Raw genomic sequence first — 13,828 nt, forward strand, 5'->3', positions numbered from 1 at the left:
GTCCTCGTGCGTTGGCGCGATCTGAAACAGGCGGAGCAGGGTCACCAGCGGCTGTGCCAGTACAGGGCGTTCATGGTGGCCCGCAGAGGAGCGGCACCCTCCCGCAGGGAACCCCAGGCGCCGCCGTTGTTGATGTAGCGGAGTGGGAAGACGCCGGCCCGCTTGGTACGCAGCTGGCTGTGGCCCAGCTCCGAGCTCGCCGAGTAGCGCACCAGGTGCTGCGCTCCGACGTTAGTGGGGGCGGCGTTGCCGGCACTGACCGTGCCGTCGGCGTTCGAGCCGATGAGGGTCCAGTCCGTTCCACCCTGGGCCTGGGCAAGAGTAGGGCCGAGCCAGCGCCGGAAGGTGCCGTTCGGGTAGTACATCTCACGGCACTGAAGGTTGGAGAGGCAAGCGCCCGACAACCGTGCGGCCTTTTGAGGGGTGCCCAGGTTCACGACGTCCTCGACCAGGAGCACCGGAGGCCAGCCCGGGTCACCCTTTGCGTATCCCGCCAGCGCCGCACGGATGATCAGCCCGCCCATGGAGTGCCCGACAAGGTCGACGGTCTGCCCCTGGGCGGAGTATTTGTTGTAGATCTCCCACGCGAGGCCGCGTCCGAGGACCTTCAGAGAAGTGTCGACGGTGCCCCTGCGCTGAGGGTCGATCCGCACGTCGCACCCAGCATCGTCCTCCTCGTAGAAGCCGACGCGATGCAGCGTCCCCTCCCACTTGGACCTGTTGAACAGTTTGGCAGCGGAGTCCCACTTGGCTCCGCAGGTGTCGCCGGGGGTGTAGCCCTTGATGAAGAAGACCGGGCGGTCCTTGCTGTCCTCTCGCGCTGAGGATGTCCCGACCTCAGATGATGCAGAGGCACCGACCGCGGTGGCGGGCCGGGAAACGGCAGTACCGGTGGCCGCTATGACGGAGGCTGTTCGGCTGCCCCTGTCGGCGTCGGTATCGGCTGCTTGTGCAGGCGCGCCGGCAACGCCAACAGTGAATGCTGCTGTGACGGCCGCGGCGGCGAGAGCGGGACGAGTACGCATCTGTCTCTCTTTCAGTCGAAGGTGGGGGAAGTCTCGGCAGGCGAACTGTCCGCGGCAATACCTGGAGTTGTCCGGGACGTGTCCGGGACAGTGGCAACTGTCCGACCTGCGATGTCCGGCCATCTGTCAGACAGCCTCACCCATCCGAGAGCAGCCGGGCATCACGTCGCCACTTGATCTGCGCGTCTCAAATTGAGTTCTCCCACCGGCTGTTCTCTATCCGGCCGTGTAATCGGCGGGGTTCGAACAGGGGCTGGTTCGGCTGAGTTGTCCGGTCTGGAGGCCTGAGAGAAGGGCCTCCTGGTAGCTCGCGATGTCGAGTCCAGCGAGAAGCAAGAGGCCCTGTTGTCGAAGTGTTGCGTGGTCGTGGTCGCCGAGTCCAGTTCGTCCACTCATGAGTGTGACTGTCTCGCGCACAGGTCTGGGAACGCGTCCGACCGGCCAGATCACCTGCCCCGGTACGGCTCGGACACAACCGATTCCAAGTGGGTCCTGGTGCTGGATCTGCTGCCGGTTCCGGGCTGGTCGGCAGGCCGAGGCAGGCCCCCGGGGGGCTACGGCCACCGGCAGATGATCGACATGGTGCGCTACTCTGTCGACAACGGCATCAAGTGGCGGGCGATGTCGTCCGACTTCCCGCTGCACGGCGCAGACCCGACGGCTGCCTCCGCGACGCCCCGCCGACGGCCTCGGCCGGCGCTTCCTCCTCGGCTGGGGCCTCCAGATACTGCCCGAGTTCGATCACCCGCTACCTGAGAACTTCTTCGGCGTCTGCCAAGCCCGCCCGAACCTCGCCAAGTTCGGCTTCGAGTTCCCCCCGGGTACGATCGCAGCCTTCCGCCGCACTTCCAGAACCGCGCGCATCGACGGCATCCGCGATCCCCACGGCAACTCGTTCAGCAACGAGTCGAGGCTCCCACGACAGCCGCAGCCCCGTGCCTGACCAGCGAAATCCGCACACTCGGTTCGCAAAGAGCACGGTCTTTGAGGTGTTGAGGGCTCACCTGGTTGGTTGTGATTTCTGGGGGTGTTTCAGGGTTGGTGAGGGCGGGACGGCGCCGAGGAAAGGAAAAGCAGGCAGGGCCGGGGCGGGGTATGGCGCAGGTGGTGCGCTCCTTGTCCGACCCGGACGCCGGCCAGGAAACGGCGGTTGGGCGGTTCAGCGGCGCGGTGTGTGATCGGCCGGAGTGCGGATGTCGAGTGGGGCCCGGTGGAAGAGTTCTTCCTGGTCACTCCGGCTGTGTCACGGTCAGGGACCAGCGGACGTTCTGTGATGAGGCATCGACGGTGATGGTGAAGGAGCCAGGCCGCACTATGCCGGCTTCCATGGCCACCGAGCCGGTCCCGGCTGTCCCGGCGGGGCAGCCGACCGAGAACGCTGCCACTTCCGTGCCCTGCGATTGCATCGTCACCTGCACGTCGCCACCGCCTTCGCAGGCCACCGTCAGGATGGTCGGCAGCTTGTCCCAGGCTCCACCCGATGCGACTCCGCCGTCACCGGTGTGTTCTTCCACCCACACCAGACCGTCCGGGCCGGGATGGGGCAGCAGGGGATCGGTGACCGCAGCCGCGGGCCCTACGGTGCCACCCGTCAGAGCACAGACCGTCACCGCTGTCACCAGCAGGGCTTTTCTCATCCCGTTCATACCTACTCCTCGCCTATATGCCATGGACGCCACAGTCTGGCGGGGCGATGGCCTTCGGACCTGAGTACGCGTACTCAGGCACTGGCAAGTCGGCCGGAAACGAACGGCTTGCCGACTGCAATTGGCCGCGTGAGAGCGGTTTCCTGGCCGGGCCCGGTACCCGACACGGGGCCGGTTGCTGGTGGTCAGGTGCTTCGGGGTAAGCAGTCGGCTCACCCGCTGGGGAGGGTTGTGGGCGGGCTGTCCTGCGTATGCAGGCAGGCAGGCCGATCGCGGAGCGGGCCGTGCAGGGCGCGGGAACAACGCACGGGAAGCCATGGGTGGTTACGGGTCGGGGGCCAGTTGGCGGTCGCCGAGCGCGCGTACCTTCGCGCCGATGAGGTCGTCCAGGTCCAGGACGGGGCCGATGGCCAGGACAACGGGGGCCGCCACAGCACTTCCGGTGGCGAAGTCGAGGTGTGGCTGGGCCGGTACACGATGCCGTGCGCCTGGATGGCGTAACCGCCCATCGGCGCCAGCCCGTACGGACGCCCGGCAATGAGAGCGTCGGTGAGCGGCCGCCGGTGATGCTTGGGCAGGTTGTGCAGACTCACGCGGCCGCCGCCGGCCGCACCCGCTGGAAACGCTTCTCCCAGACGGCATGCATGCCGCGGCCGGGCATCTTGCGCAGGACGGGCCAATGGCTGACCAGCAAGGTGGCGTCGAGGTGGTGGGTGCAGTCCTGATGCCGACCGTTGAGCAGCACGATCCGGTACATCTCCAGCAGGAGCTTCTCGGCCTGGAGATCGAACGTCCGTAGCCCCGATCACGCCGGATGCAATGGCAATGTCACGACGCCACGCGGCAGCTCGGCGAACTCTGCCGCGGTCCCCACCTCCCCGCGCCCGGCACGGCCAAGCCTGATCCGTGCAGGCCCATTCCCCGGCCCGGCGTGAGGGTGACTCCGGGGCAGGAGGACTGGGGAACGGGGATACCCACGCGAGCCACCCAATCGTTGTGGAGACAGTGAGGGAGTTCCGGCTGCCGTGCGGTGGGCGCGGCAGCCGTAGTGCGCCGAAGGACGGAAGTTGTCGTCTAGGGAGACAGAAAATCCGGTGTACAGGATCGGTTGAAACGGCCTGGTTGACACAAGCAAGGCACGCGGCTTGTCGCACATGCTCATCCGGTGGCTCTTCTGTCGCAAGAAGCGAAGATCGACAACCTCTGGCCCCGAGTTGACATGCGGCAACACTTCACCACAACCGCGTCCTGCTCCTGTGAGTCTTACCACCGAGCGCCGGCAGAAGTCGGCTACCCCAGGGGATCGGGACGCGGGTCATGCCGAAATATGCGAACGTCCAGCACTTCACACGGTTCTTCTGGCCCCCGCGTGGTGCAAGACAACAGCCGGCCACGTTCGCCCGGCAACTGGTTGGGCTCTGGCTGTTCGCGCTTGCCTTCGGGGCCGGGCTGACCGCGATCGGCTGGGACGACGAGTTCGGGATGGTGCTGCTCCTCTTTTATGGCGACATCATCGACGGGGTGCGGTACCGCTGGACGGCCACCCTGGCCTCGCTAACGGTCCTGTCGGCTGCCAGCCGGCTCACAAGAGCCGTCCTGCCCGGCTCCCTCGACGATGCCTGGGCGCACAGCGTTGGCTCCGCTGTCGGTGTCACGCTCGGGCTGGCAGTGAGCGCCGCGATCACACGGCTTCCGGAGCGCCAACTCGAACATCGACCCGGCCGTGATCCACACCCTCGCGTTCTGTGAATGGGTGAAGAAGGGTTTGCCCCTCTGTCTCATAGGAGACTCCGGCATGGGGAAGTCTCACCTGCTGATCGCGCTGGGCACCGAAGCCGCGATGGCTGGCTTCCGGGTGAAGTACGTGCTGGCCACCAAGCTGGTCGACGAGTTGGTGGAGGCCGCCGACGAGAAGGTACTGACGAAGACGATCGCCCGCTAGGGACGCGTCGATCTCCTCGCGATCGATGAGCTGGGATACATGGAACTCGACAAACGCGGCGCCGAGTTGCTGTTCCAAGTTCTCACCGAACGGGAGGAGAAGAACAGCGTCGCCATCGCCTCCAACGAAAGTTTTGGAAAAGCGCACATGTTCCGGCGAACCTGTGCGAGGTGCTGCCGAACTGCGACAGGTTCGACGAGGCATAGCGGGAGCTCTCGTACTCAGATGTCCTGTGGCCATCCGCCGAGGGTCTGCGTCAGATCCTGGTGAAGCTCCGGATCGTCCGTCGCCCGGGCAAGGCGATAGGCAGTCGGCCCGACGCGCCAACCCGAATCATGATCGAAAGGCGGTCGCTGTCCCGCTGCGTTGTGAGCGAGCTTTGTCACCAGTTCCGCGAGAGCAAAGTACAGAGCGTGTTCCTCGGTCAGCGGGTCTTCTCTGTTCAGGCTCCGTCGCCGGATTCGGTCGAAGACTTCGCGGCCCCGCGGCCACTGGTCTTCACGTTCTGCCAGGATCAGGGCCTCGTCGATCTCTGGTGACCGCCCCATCCTCCGGGCCGCAGCAGCAAGAACGCTGCCTGCCCAAACAACGGGATCCTGCTGTTGCTGGAACAAGTTCCGCCCCCAGAGATAGAGACGCTCATTCGTCGGCAGGTCAGTCATGATCGCTGCAATTCTCGTGGAGGAAATGGCGGAGATCGGCGGCGAGAGTGGACATTTACTCATCGGCTGAACAGGGTAGGTCAGACGTTCGCGCGCCGTCACCGTGGTTCTGGGCCGGGCAGGCGGCCGGGATCGACACGGTCGGCGAGGTAGATCATGGTGGCTTCGGGGTCCATGCCGAAGGCGGCGGCGACGAGTTTGGGGTCCATGGTGTTGACCAGGTCGAGCAGCCGAGTGCAGCGGATCATGCGGGGCGGGAAGCCGCAGGCGTCGAGGACGTGGCTGACATAGGCGGTGGACGCCGGTCGCCGGCCGGACTTCGTCTGGCGGGTGACCATGACGTGGGGATTGTCGGTTCGCTGAGCTTCGCGGTGAGCCAGACAGCGTTCCAGCACTGCCCATGACGCGGGGTCCAGGGGGACCGGATGCGGGCGGTCGCCGAGCCGGGCGGTCCTCGCCCGCGGGTCCAGATGATCGCTCTGCAGCATCTTGACCTCGCGGCTTGAGGCACCGTGCAACAGCGCGAGCATGCCCAGCAGAGCCTCGTGCGGGTGGACGGCCGGATCGGTGGTCCAGCGACGGAACAGGACGCGTTGCTGATCGAGTGTCAGTGTCGCTCCGGTGAAGCCGCTCGGGCCTCGGGAGGACAGACCGCGGGTGGGATCCACCAGCACGATCTTCCGCGAGCGGGCGAAGCGGAAGAACTGTCCGAGCACGACCAGCCGACGTTTTCGGGCCTTGGGCGAGCCGGTGAGGAAGGCTTCGACGTCGTGGACGTCGCTCAGCGCCCAGTCCTGCTTGCCGCGTTCGCCGGCGAGGAAGCGGGCGAGATCACGCATGATGGCCAATGCCGCCTCGACGGTCGCATCGCTACGAGGCCGTGTTCCGGCACGGCGGGCCCTCTCGCGCGAGCGCATCATGAAGTCGGCGAACGCATCAACCGCTGGCCGCAGGGTCTCGGGGACGGCATTGATGCGACGCTGTCGGCGGCCGGCCGCGAGCCGCTCGGCCTGATCGGTGGCCACGGCCATGCCGTGACCGGTGAAGAAGGTTTCCAGTGCGCGGGCGAGGGAGCCCATCGAGCGTCCGGAACGACGAGAGCGTTCGAGCAGAGCCTGCGGGTGGTTGGGATGCTCGTCCAGAAGAAGTCGCCCCAGGGAAGTGATCATCGTGCATGCGCGGCTGACGCAGTACTTGGCGGCGAGATCAGCCGCGAAGTCCCGCAACCAGTCCGGGGGTTCGGCGAGTTCGGCGATCAGGTTCTCGGCCCGGACGAAGGGCCGGTCGGGATGACGCTGCCAGCAGGCTGAGCACAGTCCCAGCCCGGCATGCCGTCGCACGCGGCCGCATTCGCGGCAAGGCCGGGGCGGCTGCGTGGTCTGGCGGGGACGCGAGCAGTGCCCGCACCTGCCGGTGTCCTCGCGCAGATAGCTGGGCCGGTGACACCGAGGACAGGGCGCCTTGGCGGCGTCGCGTTCAGCCGTGCGTGAGCAGTCCCGGCACAGCGTCGCTGTCTTGTCTCTGACCGGGTGACCGCAGGCGGTGCACACGCGTGAACAGGTGATGCACCGGCCGGTGTTCTCCTGGAGGACGCGCTGCCGGCCGCAGCGGGGGCAAGCGGTCCTGGCCGCCGCTTCCTTCTGCCGGGCGGTGCAGCGACAGCAGTACTGCCGGTCGATGAAGCCGACCGGGGCCCCGCAGCCGACGCAGTCGCTCTGTTTGACGCCCACGATGCCACCCGGGGTCAGAGCGGCGGCATCGAACGGCCGCGGGCCGAGGCCGCCTTGGGCAGGTCAGCGACTGGCCGCGGTGGGGTGGCAGGGTGCTCGACCGGGGTGGTGTCGACCTCGAACAGGTCGTTGGGAGTGCATTCCAGTGCGGTGCACAACGCGATCAGGGTGGACATCTTCACCTGGGAGGGCTCCTTGGTGAACAGCGCGGACACCGACGCGGAGGACATCTGCAGGCCGGCACGTTCGGCCAGGAGCCGCTGCAGCTGGGTGCCGGTCCAGACCTCACGCTGGGCGGCGGCCATCCGCAGGCGCCATCGGATCTTCATGCGGGACTGCCCTCCTCCGCGGTGAGCTCACCCAGCGTGGTGGTCACCGCGCGGCGATAGGCGTCCTCGATGAACGTCGCCGACGGCCGGACGTATCGCATGGTCGAGCTGACCGTCCAGTGACCGAGGAGTTGCTGGATCGCCACGAGGTCCACACCGCGTTCGTAGTTGTGGGTCGCGCAGGCCCGCCGCAGGGCATGCGGGCTGAACCGGTCGGCGGCCGGGCGTCCTTCGAGTTCCATCAGATAGCGCAGGCGGTTGCGGATCGTCCCGCGGTGCAGGCTGCCGCCGGACTCGTCCGCGAACAGCACCGGCGAGTCGGGGAACTTGCCCCGCACGTCGTCGAGGAACCAGTGCAGGACGAGGTCGAGGCCGTCCAGCATGGGCACCCAGCGCGGCCTGGGGCCGGAAGTGCGGGCGCCTTTGCCAAAACGTACGTGAAGTTTCCCGAACGGGCCCCGCGAGAAGTGGACGTCGGGACGGTCCAGAAGGGAGGCTTCTTCCGAGCGCAGGCCAGCGTGATACAGGGTCCGGAACATCGCATAGTCCCTGGCCGCAGGTCCGTACTTGCGGGCGGTGGCGATCCGGGCCTTGAGGAAATCAAAGAACTCCGCCACCCGTTCCGGGGTCGGCGGCGGCAGTTGAGCCGGGGAATCGTCCCCGACATGTCGCGAGGCGTTGAACTCGTCCACTGGGCAGACCAGACGGACACCGAACCCCGCTTCAATCTCAACGGCTTTGCGGACCTGCAGGAACCGATGGAATCCCTTGAAGATCTGCACATACTCGCGGCGGGTCGATGCCGCCCGCCCGGCGAGGGCCAGGTCGCCGACGACGCGGTCGATGTCTTCCGGGGTGACGTCCCACGCGGGTCGGCCCAGCGCAGTGAGCGTTCGTTCCAGCAGGCCAATGTCGTTCTCGACAGTCACCGGGCTGAACCCGCGGGCCCGCCACGAGGCGACGAACGCCTCGACACACTCGGCCTGGAATTCCCACGGATCGGCGGTCACCGGCTCCAGCAGGACGGCACCACCCTCGATCACCCGCAACTGGGAAGTCACCGGCACACCTTCCTCGCACCTGACCGATCAAGGCAGCACCTGGAGAAGCCGAGTGCCACCGCGAAGACCAACGAGGACCGCAGGAGATGGATACGGGCCGGTGGCAGCAGCGATCCTCGAAAAGGAACATGTGCCAGCCCCAGATGGGTGGACCAAAACGTTTACCGATCCCCGGCTCTGCGCGGCCATTGTCGACCTTCTCACCTTCGGCGGGAACATCATCGAGACCGGCACTGATTCCTTCCGCCTCGCCCAGACCCGAGCTAGGGCCCAACAGACTGCTGACTGACGACAGCGGGCCCTTACTCGACAGGTGCCGTGGGCCAGCCGATGGCCACCATCACGACACCGGGGAAGCCGCTACTGGGAAGGACCGAACACCCTGAACACGCAACGGTCAAGGAGGTTTCCGAAGGCTTGCGGTGAACCCACATCCGGGGCAGGGCGCACACCGGCATCATCGATACTCGCGATGAAGTCGACATCGGCCCAGCCACCGCGGAACAGCACCACACAAAGCTCGGTCTCTGCCAGCCCCGTGATACGGACGCCGATTGAATCGGGGTCCTCCACTCGCGAGCGGTCCGTCTCAAACTCCTGAGGCCAAGAAGCTGCTTCGTCACGCCAGCTGATAGGCCCGACAGCCAATCCTGCGGACTTCCACCCACGCCGACGCTCTGCAATTTCGACGACCGCTTGATCAAGATCGATGACTCTCTTCACGGTCTGATCATCGAGCACGCAGGCGCTGAGCTCTATCGTTTAACGCTCGACCAGACACTGGACCTCCCCCCAGGCCAGGTGGTGTCAGATCGCACCGACATTTCACACAGCCCAAGGCAGCTACTGCTGTCGAAACTCACCGACAAGTGGTGTCCGTTTCCGGCTCTGGTCCGCTTCGTGTGGGCGCGTACGCAGGGTGACTGTTGATCTCTGCCTGATGTCGCTTGAGTTCGCCCGAAAATCGCTGGGCTGGACGGTGCTGTGGTCGACAGTTCTTCGCCGTGAACGAAGTGCTGCCGCAGCTGGATGAGCTGCTGTTCTCCTCGGTCGAGGGTGTATTGGTGGAGTCGGTAGAGGTGACCGATGTGGTTGTCCGGGTCGAGGCCTGTACGACCGCAGGGCGGGCGGCCTGTCCGGGGTGCGGGTGCTGGTCGGGGCGAATACACGGCTCCTACCTGCGGTTCCCTCGTGATCTGCCAAGGCCGGTAACGCTCGGAGGGGGGTTTGTTGGTGTGCTGAGTGCTTGTTGGCCTGGGGTGTTGTGGGTTTGCTGAGAAGCGAGGTAGGTGTTTGGGCCGGGGCGGGTGGGCTGTGTGAGCTGGGTTTATGTGTTCTGCGTGGAGCTTGGCTGGGTGGGTTGTAGGTAGTTTTAGCGTGTAAAGGCCTGGTTGTGGTTTTTGCTGGTCAGTGCTGTTTTGCCTGGTCGGTGGGGTGGGGGTTAGTGGCGGCGTGTGGGGCGTCTGTGTTGTTCGGCGAGGTGGTCGAGCTTCACCGCGGCGAGTGCGGTTTTGGTGATGCGTTCGGTGCCGTCGCAGATGGCGGTGACGGCGGCTTGGCGGATGAGCCTTGTGAGGGAGCCGATGCGGCCGGCGGTGCGCTGGTGGAGGTAGGGGGCGTGGCGGGGGAGGGTGCCGGGTCGGTGGTGGTGGAGGTCGAGGGCGTTTTCTATGTCGGTGATGACGTCGCGGAAGGGGTGGCGGGTGCCGTGGCGGGCGGGGAGGGGGCCGCAGTCGATGAGGGTGGCGCGTCCGGCGAGTTGGGCGCCGCGCACGCCGGTGAACAGGGGGGTGTCGGGGAGGTTGATGCCGGCGTAGACGAAGGTGGCGGGGAGGCGTTCGGTGAGGTCTTTGATGAGGTCGGCGGTCTGGGCGCCGGTGGTGGTGCGGGGGTTGAGGCGGTGGATCTCGTCGATGAGGACGAGGTGGACGCCGGCGTGGGTGTAGGTGTGGCAGACGGCGTCGGTGATCTGGGTCTGGGTCATGCGGGTGGTGACGGGGATGGCGAGGTAGCGGGCGAATTCGGTGATGAGGGTTTTCGCGGTGGCGCCGGGCGGGACCAGGACGTACGCGACGGGTACGGCGGTGTGGGCTGATCCGGGTGGTGTGGGGTTTTGGCGGGTGTGGGCGAGGTGGCAGGCGCGGCCGACGTTGAGCAGGGCGGTGGTTTTCCCGGCTGCGGCGGGTCCGGTGACGATCAGTGAGGGCCGGGCGGTGGTCTGCTGGTGGCGGCCCAGGATCATCAGGGTGCGGACCTGGGTGGCGAGCTGGCTGATGGCGGGGGTGCGGATGGTGACGAACGCGGAGTGGTAGGCGAGGCGTTCGTCACGGCTGCGGGGCGGGGCGTCGGGCTGGGGCGGGGCGGGCGGGTCGGTGGTGGCGAAGCGGTGCCAGCCCTGCCAGGTGGTCAGGGGCCAGGAGGGCTCGGCTGCGCCGCCACCCCTGTCGGAGGTGGTGCCGGCCGGCGGGGTGTTCTGGCTTTCCTGTGGGGGGTGGGGGTTCACCACTTGTCGGCTTCCTCGTGCGCGTCGTAGAGCCCGAATCCCGTGCGCGGGGCGGGGAGGCCGGCTTCGTCGTCTTCGGTGTCGGGGATCTCATCGAGGTCGTCGATGCTGTCGTCCTGGCCCCATTCGGTCGGGTCGTTGGCGCCCTGGCCGCGGTCGTGCTGCGGGTGGTGGGCTGCGGGGAGGGGAACTGCGGCGGTGCGGGCCACAAGAGCCTGTTCGGTGGTGGTGGCGTGGCCGCTGTGGACGCGGCGCATGAGCTGGTCGAGGGCGTCGGCGAGGTGGGCTTCGACGTGTTCGGCGTCGCCGTGGGTGTGGTGCTGGGCGTGGGTGCGGATGTGCTGCCAGGTGTGGTCGTTGAACGGCTGGTGGACGTGGTCGCGGTGGATCCACGGGATTTCGGTGAGGTGGCCGTCGGTGAGGCGGATCCAGATCTGGCGCACGTCGTGGGGGTTGTAGTGGATCTCCCATTTCCCGCTGCGGCCGGCGACGGGGGAGGCCTGGCCGCGGTAGGGGGCCAGGAAGTCGGCGTCGTAGGTGCGGTGGTGGATGCGGATGCCGGCGGGGGTGATGGACTGCCAGCGCACGGGGAGCAGTTCGAGGTAGTCGCGGCCGCTCAGCGGGACGGGCACGTGTCCGGCGACGGCGAGAAGGGCGGCCCACATCTGGTTCGGGGTGAGGGCCTTCTTCGGCATCAGGGGGTGGCGCAGGCCTTGATGGGGCCGGTGGTGGTAGTGCACCAGCCATTCGTCGAGGAGGTCCTGGAGTTGGGGGACGCTGTAGCAGGCGTCGTGCGTGATGTCGGGGCCGCGGCGGGTGACGTCGGATCCGGTGTAGCCGGGCAGGTGCTGGCAGAACAGCGCGTTGATGGTGCCGAACGTCCGCTCGACGATGCCTTTGGCGGTGGGGGCGTGGGGCGGGGCGGGCTGGACGCTGATGCCCAGGTGTTCGCAGGCGGCCGTGAACGCGGCGGAGACGAAGACTTTCCCGCGGTCGACGACGATCGTCTCGGGCAGGGCGACGGGCCGGGCCGCAGCCCCCGCCAGACGCTCGTCCAGCGCGGCGAGCCGCTGGTGGGGCAGTGCGGGGGCGCGGTCCATGCGCAGGATGTGCGGCCAGGTGGGCCGGGCGGGGTGGGGGACGGCCATCTCCGCGAGCAGCAGGGCCGCGTCGACGGCCTTGGTCGCGCTGGGGCACAGGACGGCGGCGAGGATCGCGCGGGTGGCGACGTCGACGGCGATGGTGAGCTCCGGGCGGGTCAGGCGCCCGTCGTCGAAGAGGGCCAGGACGTCCAGGCGGGTGGTGTCGATCTGGACCTGTTCGCCGGGCCGCAGCGCCGTGGCGGGGGTGAAGGCCCGCCCCTCGATGCTCGCCGGCACCTGCCGCACGGGCTTGGTGGGCAGTTCACCGGGCCGGGCCAGGGTGGTGACGAGCCGGTACAGCGTGGCCTGCGACGGCACCGGCACCGTGCCGGGGCCGTGCCGGTCGGCAAGGATCTGGTGGACCAGCGGGAACAGGCCGTTGATGGTGCCCCGGGAGCGGCCGCGGCGGCGGCGCAGTGCTTCACGGACGGCGGCGACGACCCGTTCGTCGGCCCGCCCGGTGGGGCTGGAGGCACGGGTGGTGCGGTGGTCGAGGAGCCCCCACAGGCCCTGCTTGCGGTAGGCGAGCCGCATGCGCTGCACCGTGGTGCGCGACACCCGTCCGAAGCCGAGCGCGGTCAGTTCCTGCGCCTTGGCTTGCTCCCGCTCGGCCAGGGTGTGCCGCTGCGGGTCGTACTGCGGCCGCACCGTTCCTTCGCTGCCGGGCCCGCCGGTGAGCCCGCATTCGACTTCCCGCACGTGCCGCCGCCAGGCCAGCGCCTTCTCACGTGCTGCGGCGGGGGCGGTCTCGAACAGCCCCCACTGCGGGGCCGCCTGCGGCGTGTCGGCGCCGATGACGGTGAAGCCGGGGTCGGCGAACAGGTGCCCGGCGAGCACGGCCTGCCCGCCGCCGTCCGGCCCGACCAGATGAATCTCCTGTCCCGACAGGGCAACCACCTGCCACGTCACGCCGCCGTACCGGACGCGCGCGCCGGGCTTCACGGCCGGCCGGGCATTGCGCCGCGTGCTCACCGAGTACCTCCCGTCCTGCCCGGACGGTTCCCGTCCCGTGGGCCGACGAGGACGCGTTCGTGCAGCGGCGTCTCCAGACCGGCCGTCAGCTGCTGGTGCCACAGGGCGTGAAAGACGCAGGGCAGGACCTCGATCGGGTCGCCGGCCGCTTCGGTGCCCTCGATCAGCGGCCGCGGGCGCGTGAACGCTTCGAGGACCGCCGCCATCAGTCCCGGGCGGCCTGCGTTGCGGGGGTGGCGGTAGCCGGCCAGCCACTTCAGGTTGGCGGCCGGTACGTCGTCGAGCGGCGCCAGACGCCGGTAGGTCCAGCCGATGTCCGCGCACGCCTGTGCGACTGCCGCGGCGGCGTTTCTCGCGCGTTCCCCGCCGGCGTCGGGGTGGCCGGGGCAGTCGGCGAGCAGCGCGGTGCCATCAGCGTGGCGGGCGAAGAGCTGCGGTACCCAGGAACGCACCTGCCCGCGGGGATTGCGCCACAGCAGCCGCACCGGCCGCCCCGCCAGACCCGTCACGTCCCGGTCGCGGTCCAGGACCATCAGCTGCACACGCATCGCCTTCGACCCCGCGGCCACGTGCCGACCGGTGGTCGCCGACCACCACAGGCCCGGCCCCCAGCGCCGCCCCGGGATGATGGGGAACGCCGACACCGGCGGCAAGTCCTCGAACGCCACGGTCATCGCGGCATCCGCCCACCGCTGCTGCACCGCCTGCCCCACCGGGTCGAGGAACACCGCCTCGAAGTCGCTGCCCCGGCCCGCGGCCACTCGCCCTGCCCGGCTCCGGGCTGCTCCTGTGCTGCTCACCCGCGCCAGCCAAGCC

The 13,828-nt window shown here is 68.1% G+C and carries 13 protein-coding genes and 2 pseudogenes; 4 read left to right on the forward strand and 11 right to left on the reverse strand.

Translation table 11 applies throughout. The features are described from left to right. Nucleotides 1-41: 41 nt before the first annotated feature. Nucleotides 42-1,025 (reverse strand): esterase/lipase family protein, encoded by a 984-nt coding sequence (locus tag C6Y14_RS44300; protein ID WP_159074374.1) that lies wholly within the window; start codon nucleotides 1,023-1,025, stop codon nucleotides 42-44. A gap of 495 nt (nucleotides 1,026-1,520) precedes the next feature. Here C6Y14_RS44300 and C6Y14_RS45945 point away from each other — a divergent pair, with 495 nt between their 5' ends. After that, on the forward strand, nucleotides 1,521-1,781 hold the full coding sequence (locus tag C6Y14_RS45945; RefSeq protein ID WP_404828860.1) for a hypothetical protein: 261 nt from the start codon (nucleotides 1,521-1,523) through the stop codon (nucleotides 1,779-1,781). 473 nt (nucleotides 1,782-2,254) lie between these two features. On the opposite strand, the gene C6Y14_RS34315 is transcribed toward C6Y14_RS45945, so the two are convergent. Together C6Y14_RS34315 and C6Y14_RS34320 are read right to left on the reverse strand one after the other, a co-directional pair. Next, the gene (locus C6Y14_RS34315; protein ID WP_225891416.1) at nucleotides 2,255-2,671 is read right to left on the reverse strand and encodes a hypothetical protein; all 417 of its coding nucleotides are present in this window, start codon (nucleotides 2,669-2,671) and stop codon (nucleotides 2,255-2,257) included. Nucleotides 2,672-3,260: 589 nt separating this feature from the next. Continuing rightward, nucleotides 3,261-3,428, reverse strand: coding sequence for a hypothetical protein (locus C6Y14_RS34320; protein ID WP_225891417.1), 168 nt, complete (start codon nucleotides 3,426-3,428; stop codon nucleotides 3,261-3,263). Between the two features lie 560 nt (nucleotides 3,429-3,988). Here C6Y14_RS34320 and C6Y14_RS34325 point away from each other — a divergent pair. Both C6Y14_RS34325 and C6Y14_RS34330 read left to right on the forward strand, forming a co-directional pair. After that, nucleotides 3,989-4,420 (forward strand): hypothetical protein, encoded by a 432-nt coding sequence (locus C6Y14_RS34325; protein ID WP_225891418.1) that lies wholly within the window; start codon nucleotides 3,989-3,991, stop codon nucleotides 4,418-4,420. After that, nucleotides 4,347-4,781: pseudogene (locus C6Y14_RS34330) on the forward strand (ATP-binding protein); the annotation flags it as partial. The gene C6Y14_RS34325 and the pseudogene C6Y14_RS34330, both read left to right, overlap by 74 nt. Nucleotides 4,782-4,834: 53 nt before the next feature. On the opposite strand, the gene C6Y14_RS34335 reads toward C6Y14_RS34330, so the two are convergent. From C6Y14_RS34335 to C6Y14_RS34350, 4 genes are all read right to left on the reverse strand, one after another. Beyond that, nucleotides 4,835-5,275: a hypothetical protein gene (locus tag C6Y14_RS34335; RefSeq protein WP_107020777.1), complete on the reverse strand. Its 441-nt coding sequence runs from the start codon at nucleotides 5,273-5,275 to the stop codon at nucleotides 4,835-4,837. Nucleotides 5,276-5,373: 98 nt separating this feature from the next. After that, complete coding sequence (locus C6Y14_RS45335) at nucleotides 5,374-6,615, reverse strand: tyrosine-type recombinase/integrase (protein WP_225891419.1); 1,242 nt, start codon at nucleotides 6,613-6,615, stop codon at nucleotides 5,374-5,376. Between the two features lie 404 nt (nucleotides 6,616-7,019). Further along, the gene (locus C6Y14_RS34345; RefSeq protein WP_107020779.1) at nucleotides 7,020-7,334 is read right to left on the reverse strand and encodes a helix-turn-helix domain-containing protein; all 315 of its coding nucleotides are present in this window, start codon (nucleotides 7,332-7,334) and stop codon (nucleotides 7,020-7,022) included. After that, the gene (locus C6Y14_RS34350; protein WP_225891425.1) at nucleotides 7,331-8,377 is read right to left on the reverse strand and encodes a tyrosine-type recombinase/integrase; all 1,047 of its coding nucleotides are present in this window, start codon (nucleotides 8,375-8,377) and stop codon (nucleotides 7,331-7,333) included. The genes C6Y14_RS34345 and C6Y14_RS34350 overlap by 4 nt, the downstream gene beginning before the upstream one ends. 163 nt (nucleotides 8,378-8,540) lie before the next feature. Here C6Y14_RS34350 and C6Y14_RS34355 point away from each other — a divergent pair. Then, a pseudogene (locus C6Y14_RS34355) lies at nucleotides 8,541-8,684 on the forward strand (IS21-like element helper ATPase IstB); the annotation flags it as partial. 71 nt (nucleotides 8,685-8,755) lie between these two features. Here the strand turns inward: C6Y14_RS34355 and C6Y14_RS34360 are convergent. The 4 genes from C6Y14_RS34360 to C6Y14_RS34375 form a co-directional block, all read right to left on the reverse strand. Continuing rightward, nucleotides 8,756-9,118, reverse strand: coding sequence for a hypothetical protein (locus C6Y14_RS34360; RefSeq protein WP_107020812.1), 363 nt, complete (start codon nucleotides 9,116-9,118; stop codon nucleotides 8,756-8,758). Between the two features lie 718 nt (nucleotides 9,119-9,836). After that, nucleotides 9,837-10,805 (reverse strand): ATP-binding protein, encoded by a 969-nt coding sequence (locus tag C6Y14_RS34365; RefSeq protein WP_107020813.1) that lies wholly within the window; start codon nucleotides 10,803-10,805, stop codon nucleotides 9,837-9,839. 89 nt (nucleotides 10,806-10,894) lie between these two features. After that, on the reverse strand, nucleotides 10,895-13,012 hold the full coding sequence (locus tag C6Y14_RS34370) for a Mu transposase C-terminal domain-containing protein (RefSeq protein ID WP_107020781.1): 2,118 nt from the start codon (nucleotides 13,010-13,012) through the stop codon (nucleotides 10,895-10,897). After that, the gene (locus C6Y14_RS34375; protein ID WP_107020782.1) at nucleotides 13,009-13,773 is read right to left on the reverse strand and encodes a TnsA-like heteromeric transposase endonuclease subunit; all 765 of its coding nucleotides are present in this window, start codon (nucleotides 13,771-13,773) and stop codon (nucleotides 13,009-13,011) included. Before C6Y14_RS34375 ends, C6Y14_RS34370 begins: the two co-directional genes overlap by 4 nt. Between the last annotated feature and the right edge of the window lie 55 nt (nucleotides 13,774-13,828).

This window comes from Streptomyces dioscori, from assembly GCF_003024195.1.
Lineage (GTDB): Bacteria > Actinomycetota > Actinomycetes > Streptomycetales > Streptomycetaceae > Streptomyces > Streptomyces dioscori.